Source organism: Shewanella sp. 10N.286.52.C2 (assembly GCF_002874545.1).
GTDB lineage: Bacteria > Pseudomonadota > Gammaproteobacteria > Enterobacterales > Shewanellaceae > Shewanella.
Map to the genome: position 1 here is coordinate 39223 of NZ_MCTV01000057.1, position 16175 is coordinate 55397.

At 37.3% G+C, this 16175-nt stretch carries 11 protein-coding genes; 6 read left to right on the forward strand and 5 right to left on the reverse strand.

All coding sequences use genetic code 11. From position 1 onward, the window contains the following. Window positions 1–33: 33 nt before the first annotated feature. On the reverse strand, window positions 34–690 hold the full coding sequence (locus BCU94_RS16945) for a LiaF domain-containing protein (RefSeq protein WP_102439108.1): 657 nt from the start codon (window positions 688–690) through the stop codon (window positions 34–36). 401 nt (window positions 691–1091) lie between these two features. Between BCU94_RS16945 and BCU94_RS16950 the strand changes: the two genes are divergently transcribed. Continuing rightward, on the forward strand, window positions 1092–1751 hold the full coding sequence (locus tag BCU94_RS16950) for a nitroreductase family protein (protein ID WP_102439106.1): 660 nt from the start codon (window positions 1092–1094) through the stop codon (window positions 1749–1751). Between the two features lie 713 nt (window positions 1752–2464). On the opposite strand, the gene BCU94_RS16955 is transcribed toward BCU94_RS16950, so the two are convergent. Beyond that, window positions 2465–3643, reverse strand: coding sequence for a patatin-like phospholipase family protein (locus BCU94_RS16955; RefSeq protein ID WP_102439104.1), 1179 nt, complete (start codon window positions 3641–3643; stop codon window positions 2465–2467). A 469-nt stretch (window positions 3644–4112) separates the two neighbouring features. Between BCU94_RS16955 and BCU94_RS16960 the strand changes: the two genes are divergently transcribed. Further along, entirely contained in the window at window positions 4113–6206 is a 2094-nt protein-coding gene (locus BCU94_RS16960) for a carboxylesterase family protein (RefSeq protein WP_102477054.1), read from the forward strand. 86 nt (window positions 6207–6292) lie between these two features. Continuing rightward, window positions 6293–7762: a phospholipase D family protein gene (locus BCU94_RS16965; protein ID WP_198589942.1), complete on the forward strand. Its 1470-nt coding sequence runs from the start codon at window positions 6293–6295 to the stop codon at window positions 7760–7762. Window positions 7763–8135: 373 nt separating this feature from the next. Here the strand turns inward: BCU94_RS16965 and BCU94_RS16970 are convergent, their stop codons facing one another. The 3 genes from BCU94_RS16970 to BCU94_RS16980 are packed head-to-tail and all read right to left on the reverse strand — an operon-like array spanning window position 8136 to window position 11295. Then, entirely contained in the window at window positions 8136–8585 is a 450-nt protein-coding gene (locus tag BCU94_RS16970) for a hypothetical protein (protein ID WP_102477055.1), read from the reverse strand. After that, a complete protein-coding gene (locus BCU94_RS16975) occupies window positions 8586–10679 on the reverse strand; it encodes a LapD/MoxY N-terminal periplasmic domain-containing protein (RefSeq protein WP_102477056.1) in 2094 nt (697 codons plus the stop codon). A gap of 28 nt (window positions 10680–10707) precedes the next feature. Continuing rightward, complete coding sequence (locus BCU94_RS16980) at window positions 10708–11295, reverse strand: transglutaminase-like cysteine peptidase (protein WP_241903532.1); 588 nt, start codon at window positions 11293–11295, stop codon at window positions 10708–10710. Between the two features lie 1065 nt (window positions 11296–12360). Here BCU94_RS16980 and BCU94_RS16985 point away from each other — a divergent pair. From BCU94_RS16985 to BCU94_RS16995, 3 genes are all read left to right on the forward strand, one after another. Continuing rightward, window positions 12361–13530: a nucleotide sugar dehydrogenase gene (locus BCU94_RS16985; RefSeq protein ID WP_102439094.1), complete on the forward strand. Its 1170-nt coding sequence runs from the start codon at window positions 12361–12363 to the stop codon at window positions 13528–13530. A 76-nt stretch (window positions 13531–13606) separates the two neighbouring features. Further along, window positions 13607–14941, forward strand: a complete 1335-nt coding sequence (locus BCU94_RS16990; protein WP_102477057.1) for a lipopolysaccharide biosynthesis protein — start codon at window positions 13607–13609, stop codon at window positions 14939–14941. 137 nt (window positions 14942–15078) lie between these two features. Further along, the gene (locus BCU94_RS16995; RefSeq protein ID WP_102477058.1) at window positions 15079–16086 is read left to right on the forward strand and encodes a glycosyltransferase family A protein; all 1008 of its coding nucleotides are present in this window, start codon (window positions 15079–15081) and stop codon (window positions 16084–16086) included. Window positions 16087–16175: the final 89 nt, after the last annotated feature.

Consider the following 16175-nt stretch of genomic DNA (forward strand, 5'->3'; position numbering starts at 1 on the left):
AAATCGCTATTAGTATCAAAGTTGCTTCAAGTATCAAAAGTAGTTTTTAGTATCAAATGCCGATTTTAAATTATTAGCAAACTCGATAAATTTCTCTTTAATGGTGCGCTTGATAGACACCTCCAGCGAGCCCAAAATAACCTTACCCTCAATGGTGATGACAGGAGCTTGGCGGGTTGCGATAGAAGGCGCTTTGTTTTCAATGCTACTGACGAGCCCGTAAGTTTTACACACCACATTAATGCCTTCAGGAACATAGATACTGCTACTGCCCAAAAAGCAATTAATCTCAATGGTGACATGTTGATGCTGAAAAATGGCATCACTAAAATCCAGTGTGGTTTCGCCTATAATATTATTAACCTTAATAACCTTTGGCACCACCCATTGGCCGCTACGTTCACTGTTACCTAATATGCTGGTTAAGCGCATATCTTCAGTGGCAGTTTTGCTGCCATAGTTTGGCGCAAACTGGTGGTCTTTTTGCTGACTATAGTCAGTATCAGCGGTTAAGGTTAGGTCTGCGACCAGTGCGACGATCTCTTGATGAACACTTGAGTTCATTGCCTCATCAAGGCGTCTTTCAAAGGCTTCAGCAGAGATAATGCCGTGGCTATAATTGACAATTAACTGATCGATAACTTGTTCTCTGACTTGCTCAATAGGGCGATCTTCTAAAATCACGGCCATAATGTCACTCCTTGGACTTTATAGTACATAGTGACTCAGATTTTAGTCACTAGGGTAGATGTTGTATTTAAGTTAAATTAAAGCAATATGCAGGCCAGTTTAAAGATACTATATAAAAACAGTGCTTTATCATTCTTGCAGCATTGCGTTATCGTTTTTAACCTTTATAAATGCAAATGATATAGTGAAAGTAGCCAGCTGAATTAGTCAAAATAACCAGTGAACAGCCATGGGTTTGTCATTTTTTCTACGTATAGTTACGCTATAGAGCCATCTGCACCCGCTATTACGGATTTTTTATGGTTTAAAAACTCCATAAAGATTGGTGTCTAGCACTCTTTTTTTCTCAATGGAAAAGCCTAAAATGCACCGCATCGGCATCACCTATGAGGAAAATCATTATGTCACACCCAATTATTGCAGATTTGAATAAACGTTATACTGTGAAAAAGTATGATTCAAGTAAGCGTATTTCAGCAGCGGATATGGACGTAGTGAAACAAGCGATTCGTTTAACTGCTTCTTCTATTAACTCACAGCCGTGGAAATTTATCGTATTAGAAACTGATGTGGCAAAACAACGTTTTCATGAAACGTTTGCCAATATGCACCAGTTTAATCAGCCTCATGCTACTGAAGCCTCCCATGTGATTTTATTTGCCCATAACCCTAAGTTCACTAAAGATGACTACAGAAAAGTTGTTGATGTTGAAGTGTCGTCAGGTCATTTACCGGCAGACATGTATGACAACATGCTAAATGGTGCTTTTGGTTTTGCAGAGCAAAATACTGATGACAGTGGTTTTAATGGCCATTGGACTAAAGCGCAAACCTATATTGCTATTGGTAATACCTTGCATACGCTAGCTCGTTTAGGGATTGCTTCTACATCGATGGAAGGCGTTGATCCAAGCTTAATTGGTGAAATTTTTAAAGAAGAGTTAGATGGTTACGTTTGTGAGTTTGCGCTAGCAATGGGTTATCACAAAGAGGGTGAAGATTATAACTTTGGTTTACCTAAATCGCGTTTACCTGAACAAGATGTCATCACTGTTTTATAAACTATATTTGGTCGTTTAAATTATAGCTTGTAACACCTTTCTAATTGATTATTCTGTCCCTGTTATTAAAGCCCATCATGTACTCTTGATGGGCTTTTTTGTGTTGAGTATTTTTAAAAGATTAAATCAGCAGCTTAGTCTCCATTTTAAACAGTTACTATTTCACAGGAAGGTGGAAAATTTTAGGTTCGGCTTTTATAAGCCCTAAATGACTGATAATACTGCAATGTAACCCGTCACATTAACGTTGAGCATGAGTTAAACCTTTATAGGGACTGACTTCAACTGGAATACTGATGAAATTGAGTAGCCTCTGCAAGGTGCTATTCATACGTGTCATGCCATGAACCGCTGGCGCTGAAACGATATTATGAAGAATGGAATGTATTTGATGGGAGGCATGAATATTGATGGATGAATGCAGCTGCTTTGGTTGATAGTAGTATCATTAAGGCATTGCGCAATCGCTAACAACAGACAGTATTAAGAAGAGGAGTTACTTAGCTGCAGCTTATTGATAAAGCCGCCATTATGTTCAGTGTTTCAAGTCGTTCTCAACATGGTAAGTTATTCCAAAAAGTGTAGAGTCATAACTAAAGCGACTAAAAATGCTGATAAAATGGTAAAAAGGTGGGATTAATAATGACGTATTAGCTTGATTTTACTCTCCCAGTAATGACTTGGGAGAGTCGTGAAAGTAAACTATAACTTCTTTAATAAGGAACTTGGTTTTGCCATAAATTGTTGTTTACCGCCTTGTCATAGCCGTTTTGGTATAAGGCTTCCATGTACTGCTGATCAAACATTTTCTTGGTGGCAGGTTCTGCATCAAACTTGTCGTCAATATAAGTGAATGACAAATCGTAGTTATTTACTTCGCTGTAATACAGCATTCGATATAAATCACCTCTAGCTTGTTGAATCGTCATACTTTTCAAACTGCGATTCAGTAGTTCAAGGCCTTTATCATGTAGGGAAATATAAGGTGATTTTAATACCCCGTTACGGATAACGTGAATATTAGTTGGTTGCTGATAACCTAAAGCCTGATTGACTAACCCATAATCGAAATTACCTGGGTCGACAAACATTTGTGAGTTCATGCCGCCATCAACATGTAGTTCTTCTAGAGGCTTTCCATCTATCTCAACATTGATGAATTGTGGTGGAAACACCCCTGGAATTGACGAGCTTGCGGCTAAAATTTGATGAACTAAGTCATATTTATTTGGTAAGTTACTGGCAGCAATTTGGCCAATATTCCAGATCATCAGCTCGCCAGAATCAAACTGCGTAGTGCCAATAAATAGTCGACGCCCTTTTTGGTGTTCAGTCGCTATTTTATCAATCATTGTAGCAGGGTAAAACTGCTCCACTAGCTCATATAGACTACTGCCATCAGTAAAGGCATCTTTAAAAAGAGCATTTAAAAAATTGCGTTTACCTAATATAGCCTTATCGTTAAGGCCTAGCATGACTTGCTTTAATCGATGAATTTCATCACCACCAATAAATGCAAATGGTGCAATCAAAGAGCCTGCACTGATCCCTGTGACAATGGTGTATTGCGGTAGTTGATTACTATCATAAAGGCCGTTTATTACTCCGGTGCCATAAGCACCCTTAGCACCACCACCCGATAACACTAATATATTTAGCTTTTCTGACGCACTTGCTAATGGTGTGGTGTTGGTGGTTGCATCATATAAAAACGCAGGTTGTTCATCAGCCCAAAATCGATAAGGTTCAGCTATTTCGGTTTGATCCGCCGCCACGAGAGCATCTTTGTAATTGTTAGCATCAACCCGTTGTTCAAGTTGATGATTTGAGCTACAGGCCGTTATGAACAAGGCAAAAAATATTAACTTAATAAGGTTCTTCGGGGTGTTCATTAGTGTCTCCATTTAGCCGTTTAGCGGCTAAAAATCTAAAGATATTTTAAATCAAATTAGCAATATTATAGAAGCGAAAGCGGTTTCTATGATCTGCTGATAATTAATATTAGAAGGTTAATGGACATTGTGTAATCTGTTAAATCGCGTTTGAAGGATTTAACCCTCACAAAACGGCTAACGTGAATTGCTATCGTCAATTGGGGGTAGATGGGCTATTTATCGATTTTAAACCGTGTAAATCTCACGCTTTTACTACTCTATAGCGGTTAATTTTATTACTTCAATGTTAATGATGATGGTTCGATCCTTCATAAGCGATTACAAGGTAAGGGTTAAATTAATTACTATAAATTTAATTATTCAGGCTCATACAGCAAAGATGCAAACTTTAACCTAATATTAGGCTTGAGCTACTTTGATGATTCACTAGCCAAACCCTAGCAATCAGAGATACATGGAGTTAATTATGACCGTGTTTTACCGTTCTACCCTTGCAGTGCTTATTTCATTAACATTAGTGGCCTGTGGCAGTGATGACAGCCCTAGTGTTACAGATCCAGAACCTGAAGTACCCGTTGTCGAGCCACTGCCACCACAGCAGATTGATCGGATCATTGGTGATAGCACCGTAATGGGGCTTAAAGAGTCAGTGGTGATTAATGATTTAGAGGGTACGGCAACGCGAGTTGAGTTAGAGGCGTTTAAAGGCATTACTTATGCGACTTCTGCGCGCTTTGAGCACAGTGTGGTCACAGAATTAACAGATGTGGTCGATGCAACGGTTTTTGGTGATGCTTGCCCGCAACTTGATTTAACGGTGCAGGAGCAATCAGAAGATTGTTTAAACCTTAATATTTGGCGCCCAGAAGATACGGTCGAGTCCGCTGATTTACCTGTTTATGTGTTCATTCATGGTGGTGATTTTGAATTTGGTTCAGGCTCAGACCCGCTAGTACAAGGCGATAATGTTGTCGCTCAGGGGGCATTAGATGATAAACCATTTATTGCGGTCACTCTAAATTATCGTTTAGGTATTTTAGGTAGCTACTGGCTTGATGGTAGTAAGAACGACAAAGGCGGTAATTTTGCTTTAGGTGACCAAAAACGCGCGCTTGAATGGGTCAATAACAATATTGAATTATTTGGTGGTAACCCAGATAAGGTTACCCTTGTTGGCCAAGGCGCTGGCGCCATGTCAGTAGGGATTTTACAGCAAACCGAAAACAGTGAAAGTTTTGCTGGTGACTATTTCCAGCGCGCTATTATGCAAAGCAACCCTTATGGCTTTGATTATAAGTCTTATGATCAAGCCAAAACCTTTCAAGGTAAGTTACAAGATTATGGCGATGAGTTATTTGCTGAAGAAGGCTCTGTGGTACTTGATGAGTTAACCCTTGAACAAATCATGCAAGTGCAGGAAAAGGCACTAAATCCATTAGCGAAAGTTGGCGCTTGGTCAGGATTAGACTGTATTGATGTGGATAACTTAGTAGGCAGTGGTTTATGTTTAACCTCTAAACTTAGCGCTGAAACTACGCCGTTAGCCAATTTAAAGCCTTTTTCGCCTTATGTTGATTTTCGCGCTAGAGGCGGTATTTTTGTCCCTGAAATCAGTGGTTATCATTTAAAAGCGCAGCCAGCATTAACTGAATTAAATGTACCGACTGTATTAGGCTTTAACAGTAATGATTCAAGAACAACGGCATTTCTGCCGAGTTTAACTTCATTAATACCGACGATTATCAATTTAATCCAACAGCTTAATGATGCGCCTGAAGATCCTGATTTAGCCGCTTTAGATATTCAGGCTTGGTTAGAATCCCAAGATAACTTGGCATTGTTAGAGCAAGAGTTAATGGCCATAACAAACTCAGATGTTGAAGCCCAAGTTGAGTTAGGTGACATTTTACCTAGCACAGCCTATGACGCCATTACCCGCTTTTTCTTTGGCTTAGGCAATGGCGCTATCATAGATGAACTGTTTAAATTAACGGACTTTTATCCAAACGATGAAAGTGAGTTAAGCGGTGCCACAGGTAATATGGCGCAATTTAATTTACTCGTTAACGATATGCTTTTCAGTGGTCCAGCACGGGTTATGGCCAAGCAAACCAGTGATAATGGTGTGGTGCCAGTGACTTTTTATAACTTTGATTACAAACCAAGCTTTAATGTGTGGACCACAAGTAATGAAGCAACATCCATTGACCTTGCAGCGCTAATTAAATCAATTAGCTGCATTGGTAACATTTGTAATGGTGCGGAATTACCATTTGTGTTCAATAAACCTTATACCGTGACAGGTAACAAGGTTACTCCAAGTGATAGTGATATGATGTTAATGGATAAATTGTCACGTCTTTGGTTTAGTGATGAGCTGTTTGATAACTATCAATTCAATACCAGCGATGACAATGTGTTAGTGATTGATGGTGACACCAATATACAACTTGAGTCTGATTGGGATAAAAGAAAGCAAGCTGGTATAGACCCTGAGTTACGCGAAGGTCGCTTAACGGGTCTTGAGGATTTAGGCTTAATTTTAGGCTACTTTAATTAATGACTAAATAAGCTTTATCTTTATCGCTTTGATTGGCGGCTAGCATTTGCTAGCCGTAATTTTTTAACCATAATGACGGTATATCAATGAACATGCATTCTATTTCTAAGTGCCTAACTGTACTTAGCTTTATTATTGTTACCATAGTGGTGACTGGCTGCGCAACGTCTTACCCTGAGGTTGAGGACGGTTTTCAAGCGGATTGGGACTCGAAAAAATACCATGCTGATTTGTACTTAATCCCTACCGCACCAGAAGCCTTAGCGAGGCGTATTGAGCTAGTGCGTCAAGCCAAAAGCTTTATTGATATAACTTACTTCTCATGGAACAAAGATACGTCGGGATTAATGCTTTTTGCCGAAATTAAGCAAGCTGCCGATCGCGGTGTAAAAGTCAGAGTAACCCTTGATGACTTGTTGGTGTTTAATGAAAAGTGGCTTGCAGAGCTCGCCCACCATCAAAATATCGATATTCGTATTTTTAACCCTTTCGACTCTCGAAAAATGGGTTGGATTGGCCGTGCGATGGACTTTCAAATTCATCAGCAACAGCTGGATAATCGCCTGCACGAAAAGTACTTTAACGTTGATGGTCACAATATGATTTTAGGTGGCAGAAACATTGGCGATGACTACTTTGGCTATAGCACTGAGGCAAACTTTTTTGATTTAGATGTCATTTTTAAAGGTGATGTCATTAAGGCTTTTGAAGCGAATTTTGATGGGCTGTGGGGCACTGATTATTTGATCCCAATCGAAATGCTTGTAGAAGTGAAGCAGGTGGGAGTATTTACCGAGTTTGAAAAAACTTATCGGCAACAAACTGAAAACCGCCAACAAGTGGTGAATGCGATTAATCAGCAAGTGCAGAGCTTAACAGAAGTGGGTTATACCGCAGCTGTTGTGAAACCTGTCTTTGATTCGCTTGAAAAGATGAAAGACAGTAAGCCATATTTTAGAAGTCGAGTTGAAAATCTAATGACTGATCCGGTGAATGATGCCAAGAAAGCCGTAATTTCAACGCCTTACTTAATTCCAACCGATAATAAATTTACCATTATTGAAAAGCTTAGTGCCAATAATGCACAGATCACTTTAATCACAAATTCATCGGCATCAAATGATTCGGGGTTTGTGCCGGCATACTTTGAAAAGCATCGCCCACTGTTATTAGATATGGGGGCGGATTTATATGAATATAAAGATCATGCTAAAAATAGTGATCATTTTTACCATAGTGATACTTATTACCATAATAAGACCTTTATCTTTGATGACTTATATTCCTACATTGGATCATCGAACTTTGATCCACGTTCAGATTTTTTAAATATTGAGTTTGGGGTGTTAATCAAGAGCCCAGAATTCGCCTTGACGTTAGAGCATTACTTACTGGCCAATAAAGAATTGCTTTATTGGCATGTAACTCAACAAGAAGACGGCAGTATTAACTGGCAATCAGGTGATGAAAGCTATGACGCTTCGCCTCATTATGGTGGTTGGCATGCTTTACCGGATTGGCTGATAAGGAAAATGAATGGCGAGTCAGAGCTTTAATTAAAGCCATATTTAGGGGCTAGTACGCTTTCTTTACGTAAGTCATTTAACGCCACAATATAAGAGCATGTTAGCTAAGAGTTTGTTAGGTAATAGGTTACTGACTAAGAGATTATTTGCTAACAGATTATTAGCAGAGAGGATTAGTTGAGAGTTTGTTAGCTGAAAGGATTACTAGAAATAAACAATAATTCATTGTTTTTATATACGTCCAACCCCTTGCATGATAATGAGTTTGTAGGGTTTCATTGCAGTTTAAGCAACAAATACTCGTTAATGAGCTAAATTTAATCGCGGTTATTTTTAACTAATAATAGCTATAAAAAAGCACCCAAGTTCTTTATAAAAGGCAAGGGTGCTTGATAAACACTAATTAGTTGCTGGAAGCCGTTACTCCACCACCACCAGAGCCACCACCGAAACCCTGAGCACCAGGCGCTGGAGCTGCTCCAAATGTGCCACCACTGGCAGTGAGTGTCTCCTCAAAGACCTCTGCAACAATTGAAGGGTCTATACCATTTGCAATAGCGATAGCCAATGCATCATCAGCGTTCATTCCTGCAGTTTGTGCAGCACTAAGCACTTCTAATATAGTTGCGGTTTTGCCAAAAGTCGCCTGTAAAGCAAAAGCGAGGATATTGGTTTGTTCTGAAGGTGATGATTGCATTTGAGTGAGCGTGTAATCAGCTAAACTTGTCCCTGAATTAGCAGCTGTCTGAACGCCATTGGTAAAATCTGTTTTAGATACAGCATATGCTCCTGCTGACAACGCCGTTGAAGATATTGCAGCAATCAAAATGAGCGTTAATTTGTTAGGGTACATTTATTCTGCCTCATGGTTTGATGGGGGACAAAAGTCACTGAGTTGTAAAGTACAGCTCCATGAACTATCTAATGTCACTGGTATAAGAGTAGTCAAATTTTGAACAGCATACAAACCGTTGCCTTGAAGACCATCCACATGGATATTGGAAAAAATGCCTATCATGGCTGGTGTTTCCAATTGCGCAGCGATGACTTTTAATCCAATACCATGGCATATTTGGGTAACTGTCTGGACAAAAAAGCGTGTGTCAGCTTGATCTATATCATGTACAAAGCAAGGATCTAATTTAGTAAAATCAACGTTTAAGTTACGAATATAGTGAAATGAGTTTAAGTTTGAGCCAAAGTTTTCAATGACAATATCAATTTTTAATTCTTTAGCTTTATTAATAAATGAGGTTGTAACAGCTGACGAAAGTATCACGCCAGATTCTTTAATTTCATACAAAAGTGGTGGAAGTTTTTTTTGTTGTAGTTGATATAAATTAAATAGCCAATGAGTAAAAGCAGAGCTTTGTATCGCTTGGTTGCTAATATTAATAGCTATGGGTGTTTTTTTTATGTGTGTTAATTTGTAAAAGATGAAACAAGTTATTGCTTGCTCAAGCTCAAGTAATACGCCCAATTTATCGGCCATGGAAAATACATCTAGTGTGGGTAAAGACTCTCCATTAAATTTAAAGCCCACAAAGGATTCAACATACATAATTGATTGTTGGTTATCGACTACCGGTTGTAGCAGTAAATCAAAAAAGTCATCTAAAGGAATACATTTAAGCTCAAAATTATCTTGGTTGCAGTGTTTAAGCTCGTTGATAAAGTATTCAGTAAAGTGAGTTAAAATGTGAGCCCATTCTTCCCGTGTATGGTGGCTATTGTCAGCTTGTGACAGTATTAACTCAGCGTGTTTGTCGCAATATGGGTTAGTGGTTAATTGAGAGTCTAATCGTTTGAGTGTGTCGCTAAAGCTTTCATTGGCACCAATACAAGTCACTGTATATTTTGCAAAACCATCTTCAACGTCGTGTTCTGTTTTGTTAGCCACTAAAATATCGATTAATTGCTTATGGACTAATTTGACAGCATCCTCTGTTAATGGCGATAGAAAAGCAAATTCTGACCCAGAAACTCGATAAAGCTGTATTTCGGTGATTTGATTAAGTTGCTTGCTAATAATATTGGCCCCTAACTTAATATAGGCATCACCGGCGGCATATCCTTGTTTATCGTTGATACTTTTTAGCGATGGCAGGGCTATCAAGCCTAAATAGAACTGATTTTTTTGTGGTGTATTTGTTGATTGAATCGATTCGAAATTTTTTAATAGAGCGCGTCTGTTTGGTAATTCTGTTAAAGAGTCTATGTAGGCATGTTTTGCTAGATTTTCAGCAAGTTGGGTTTGTTCTTTAAAGGCCCGCTGAATATTAGCAATCATCTGATTCATAGCATCGACGACCGCTTTAAGCTCTGTAGTAAAAGGAATAATTGGGTTGGTAATAAAGCGTTTTTTTGACGCTGAATTGGCTTGTTGCTCAATGGTTTTTAGCGGTCTTAGTACTGCTTTTAAAATGAAGTAAGCGATTAATAAGGTAATAATTAATAGAATAAAAGTGGTAGTGAGACTCGTTACTGCATGATGCCATAAGTTATTATAGGAAATACCAACATGGGACTGCACTGATAACTGCCCGGCTAAACGCCAACCATCACTTACCTCACTGGTCATTATGGGAGGTTGTAATGGAAAACTGGCCATAAACCAATTGGGCACAGATAAAGTGGGAAAATCAATCGTTCGCTTAAATTGAACAACTTCATCGATGTCAGTAAATTGAATTAGTTGATAATAACCCGAGTCAAAAATGACATTAGTCATTGTTTCTGCAACAACAAGGTTTTGCTCGTTCATATAAGGCGAAATTGAAAGCCCTAAGCTATGTGCCGCGCCTTGAGCATGAGAAGCAAGTTGTTCATTTAAATAGTCTTTCATGGTCGAGATATTGTTATATAAACCAAAACTGAAACTAAAAACTGTTAAGCAGCTAATAAGTAAAAATACTTGTAATTTTAGCGACATTCCTTTGTTTACCATTCAGCGACTCCAATTCCATTTTCGCATGTTATTCACCATTCTCTATTCTATTAACGAGATCTGTCCAACTTTTAGAGCCAGTACTAACAGGGCGATTTGAACCTAATCCCCGTGCTTTAGTTAACCATAAGCCTTGACTGTTAAATGAGTAAATTGGTTTTAAATCAGTCCGTTGATTTGATTTTTTAATGCTTGTTGTCAAATTATCTAATACTAAGGGCATGGCCTTAGGGTTATCAAAATAAATAAGTACCATGTGTGGTTGGTCAATTAATAACGCTCTAACATACATTAAGCGCATTTTTTCTTCGCTGACTCCCATTGCTTTTAAAGTAAAGTACTTAAAAATTGCAAAGTCTTCGCAATCGCCACCTTTAGTGCCCAATGACTCTATCGGTGTCCCCCAGTAATCATTTTTATTCCAATGTTCGATATCGCTGACAAAATTAATATGTCGATTGGCAAATTGATTAACCAAGTGCAAGCGTTCACTGTCAGAAAACTCAGCTCCCTTTTCAATAATTGATTGCCACTTATGAAAGTCATCGATTCTGTTAAGTCCATATTTTAGTTCAATTTGAGTAAAAAACGCGCCAGAAAAAATATTGTGGTTCATTGTTGAAAAGCAAACAGCAGAAAACACTATTGGTATTAACAGCCAATAGCGTTGCCAATTCAAATCAACACGCAATGAATTAATTTTCTCACCCAACCTATCCATAGAGATGCTAAAACTGTAGCAAAAATGTGCAATAAGGGATCTGTAAATTTCATCATAGCGAAGTTGGCCTTAATGATCGTCAATATAATGACGTATTTAATTAGGTGCCTCATGCAGTGTTCTAAGTTTAAGCTCCGAGATTTCTAGGGACTAAACTATTGCAAAATTGTTACATTGTTTGTTGGTACTTACTAACTTGCTTTGTTTTTGGCACGGATCTTGATTGAATTATGTACAGCTATTTAGGGCGATTTAATGGCCTTATTTTATAATTATTACTTAACACGCTTAATTTTGATTTTTAGTTATTGTATTTAAACGTTTTTTGTTGTTGCTAGCTTTAGTTCCCCTAAGTGGTTGGTGTTTATTAAAGTTAACATTGCACCAAAATACAGCAGCCTCAGGCATAGATGGATGCGTTCTAAGCTCTGAGGATCCACCAAGTGCAAGGGTGACCTATACTAAAGTACTATTCTTGGTTCGCAGTAATAGTACTTAGTTTGATACCGAGGTGAGTAATTAGGCTACTTTAGGTTGATTTTTGAATTGAGGTTATAGGGTTTCAAAAAACTGACAGGGGTTTCATGTATGCTTCAATGTAACATCATTGTTAAGTGGGCTTGATGAAGCCGATTAACTTAGATGGCGTAGACTTTAATGAAGATCAATTTTGATTTTCATACTTTGTACCGAGATTCATGTGAGTGTCTATACTTTCATTTGTTGCTAAGTTTTCTGGTTGGATTTGAAAGTTGAAGCGTCCTAACAACCAATCAAATTTGTAAATTATTAGCTAAATTATTCATAACTTTTATAGCAATCTGGAAGCTAAAATTCAGTGCGGTAGCGTGGATAAAGCCATCTAGAGATATGTGGAATTATAATTTTTTGCTATTGAATCTACCGATAAGATTTACAAAAAAAACATTAACTTATATGTTAAAAAGGGTGTTGTTTTAAATGAAAATAGCAATTGCTGGTACAGGTTATGTTGGCTTATCGAACGCTATGTTACTTGCTCAACACAATGAGGTTGTTGCTGTAGATATTATTGAGTCCAAAATTAACCTCCTCAATGACAAGGTGTCGCCAATTACCGATACTGAAATTGAAGATTTTCTTGCAAATAAATCGTTAAACTTTACAGCGACCTTAGATAAAGTCAGCGCCTACCAAGGTGCTGATTTTGTGATTATAGCCACTCCTACGGATTATGATCCTCAAACAAATTATTTTAATACTTCTTCTGTAGAAATGGTTATTGAACAAGTGACTTCGATTAACCCTAGCGCTGTGATGATCTTAAAATCTACTGTGCCAGTTGGATATACCGAACGGATAAAGGCAAAGTTAAATTGCGATAACATTATTTTCTCACCGGAATTTTTACGTGAGGGAAAAGCACTGTACGACAATCTATATCCTTCAAGAATAATTGTGGGAGAGAAGAGTAAACGCGCTGAAATATTTGCTGAGTTAATGGTTCAAGGGGCATTAAAGCAAGATATCAAAGTCTTGTTTACCGAGTCGACAGAGGCTGAGGCGGTCAAACTATTCTCAAATACGTATTTAGCCTTAAGAGTGGCTTATTTTAATGAGCTAGACACCTATGCAGAATCCCTTGACCTAGATACCAAGCAGATAATCGATGGAGTAGGTTTAGACCCTCGTATTGGCAATCATTATAATAACCCCTCTTTTGGTTATGGCGGCTACTGTTTACCAAAAGATACTAAACAACTGCGAGCTAACTATGCTGATGTGCCAAATAATCTGATAACAGCAATTGTTGACTCTAATACCACTCGAAAAGACTTTATTGCTAATTCTATTCTAAAGCGAAACCCTAACACTGTAGGTATTTATCGATTAATCATGAAGTCAGGATCAGATAACTTCAGGGCCTCAAGTATTCAAGGCGTGATGAAGCGCCTTAAAAGTAAAGGCATAGAAGTGATTATTTATGAACCTGTTATGGAGCAAGATACGTTTTTTAACTCACCAGTGTACCGAGATTTAGCAGCATTTAAAGCTAGTGCGGATGTGATTGTATCTAATCGAATTACAGCCGATTTAAATGATGTATTAGAAAAAGTCTATACCCGAGATTTGTTTGGCAATGACTATTAGTCGCTTTGGAACTTTGTGAATATTTGAAACGAAAGAGCAACTAACCTCGGTACTGTTAAAGGACTAAAAGTGATTCATGCCTGAAATTTCAAATGGGAAAAAATTAGCTAGTTCAATGCTCTATAGCGTAACAGGTCGATACTTAGTGTATTTAGTGCAGTTACTATCAATGATGATACTAGCGCGAATATTTACACCTGAAACTTTTGGTATATTTGCTGTTATTCAAGTATTTGCTGTATTTTTTGCCCTATTAAGCGAGATGGGTTTTGGGCCTGCTTTAATTAATGAATCCAAAATATCAACGCAGATGCGCGATGGTATTTACAGTTTTACTTGGGTTTTGGGTGCTGCGGTTTCTGTAATTTTCTTTATCATATCTCCACTTATTGCTTGGTTTTATGGTGATGACATATATCAATATTTAGTTATTCCGGTTGGCATTAGTATTGTGTTTAACACCTCGGTTATAGTGCCGATGTCTGCACTAAACCGAGAGAAAAAATTTATTACCATAGCGCGATGTGAAGCAATAGCAGAGATCATTTCCGTTGTGTTTTTACTGCTCACTTTAGACTATTTTGAACCTATATGGGCGCTAGCGATAAAGCCTTTGGTCGTCTCAATTTTTCGATATATTTTGATACTGTTTGCCGCTAAGAATACAGAAGAAGGTATTCCGCACTTTGGCCGAGAATTAGGCCATGTTAAAAAAATATTGGCTTTTTCAAAGGATCAAGCCGGCTTTAATTTTTTAAACTACTTTTCAAAAAATTTAGATAATATCTTAGTGGGTAAGTACTTAGGTGCAACAAGCCTAGGGATATACGATAAAGCCTATCGATTGATGAGATACCCACTGTTAATATTAACATTTGCAATGGCGCCGGCAATACAACCTGTTATGAAGGAGCTTAGAGAAAACCCTCCTGAATTTGAACGGTTACATATAAAGTTTACTAAATATATGTCATTGCTTGGTGCTTTAGTCGGAATATTAATATGTATCTTTGCCGATGAAATCGTGTTCATTTTACTTGGTGATAAATGGGGGGATGTATCTATATTGCTTAGAATTCTTTCTATTTCAATTCCAACTCAAGTGGTGATTAGTTCAAGTGGTGGTTTTTACCAAGCTGCGGGTAGAGCAGATTTATTATTGAAATGCGGCTTTTACCATGCCCTCACCAGCGTAAGTGCCATTGTTATCGGGGTATATTTAGGTGGTTTAGAAACGCTTTGTTGGTTAATAGTTATCAGTTTTACAATTAATTTTATTCAATGCTACCTGCTAATGAGTAAACATATTTTTCCTTCAGGCCTGTCAAGTGTATTTGGTACGATATCCTACGGGGTTATCAGCAGTGTAATTATTTTAGCTGCAAATTTTGTATTAGCGACTAATTTTTGATTATTAATATTTGGTGTCAGTCAGTGATTTATTTTAATTTTTCTCCGTTTTACTTTACATGTTCAATATGCATTTTATTTGAATGGGTTCTTAATGGTTTATTTAGCACTATTAAAGATAGGTAAAGGGCTTAGCAAATGAGTTATAAATATACAGTCATTATCCCTCACTATAACAATATCAATGGTTTGAATAAATTGTTATCAACAATACCTTCCAAAAACTATGTGGAAGTTATAATTGTAGATGATAATAGTCATTCGAAAGTGACTGACTATATAGATGAGTTTATGGTTAAGCATTATGAAAACTTGACTGTGCTGACTAATGAATCAGGTTATAAAGGTGCTGGCGCGGCAAGAAATATTGGGATAAAGCATGCTAAAGGAGAATTTATCATATTTGCTGATTCCGATGATTATTTTGTAGATAATGCTTTTGATACTATCTGTTCTGGTCTTAAAAAAGATTGTGACATTTGCTACTTTAAACCAACCAGTTTTTGTTTGGTTGAAAAAGAAAAGTCAGACAGGCATGTTCGATATGCTAAATTGATTGATAACTATTTACAGTCTGAATGTGAAGATATCCGCTATAAATTTTATGTCCCCTGGAGCAAGGTGTTTAGACGTAAATTCTTAGTTGAGAATAATGTTCGCTTTGATGAGGTTTTAGCATCTAATGATGTGATGTTCTCTTTAGTGTCAGGGAGTAAAGCGAATAATATTAGTGTGTTGGATGAAGTTTTTTATTGTGTGACCAGAGGTGTTGGTACCTTAACTGTTAACCGTTCAAAAGAGGTTGTTTCTTCTAGAGTTGAGGTGGCTTTGAGAGAGTCATCCTACATAATAAATGAAAAAATAAATACCGAAAATCATTCAGTTATCTCAGTATTTAAATTGGCAGGAGATAAAATAGATCCCCCTTTGGCTTTGTCGACCTTGTTTGCGTTTTCGAAAGGTCATTTACCTTTTTTTCCCCAGTCATATAAGAATTATATTAAGAATCCAAGATTGATTTTAAACAGGATTTTATCTAAACCCGTTGTCGATTCTTCAAAGAGTAGCAAGTATAAAAAATATTCATTTTATTGCTCATTGTCTATTTTGTTTTTATATGAATGTGAAATGATAATTTTTAGTTGATAGCATTATTTTAATGAACAATATTTATCTTTTAAATGGATTTATAGGAAATTTGTTTTCGTAAGATGCTTTAACATAAGGATTTAATT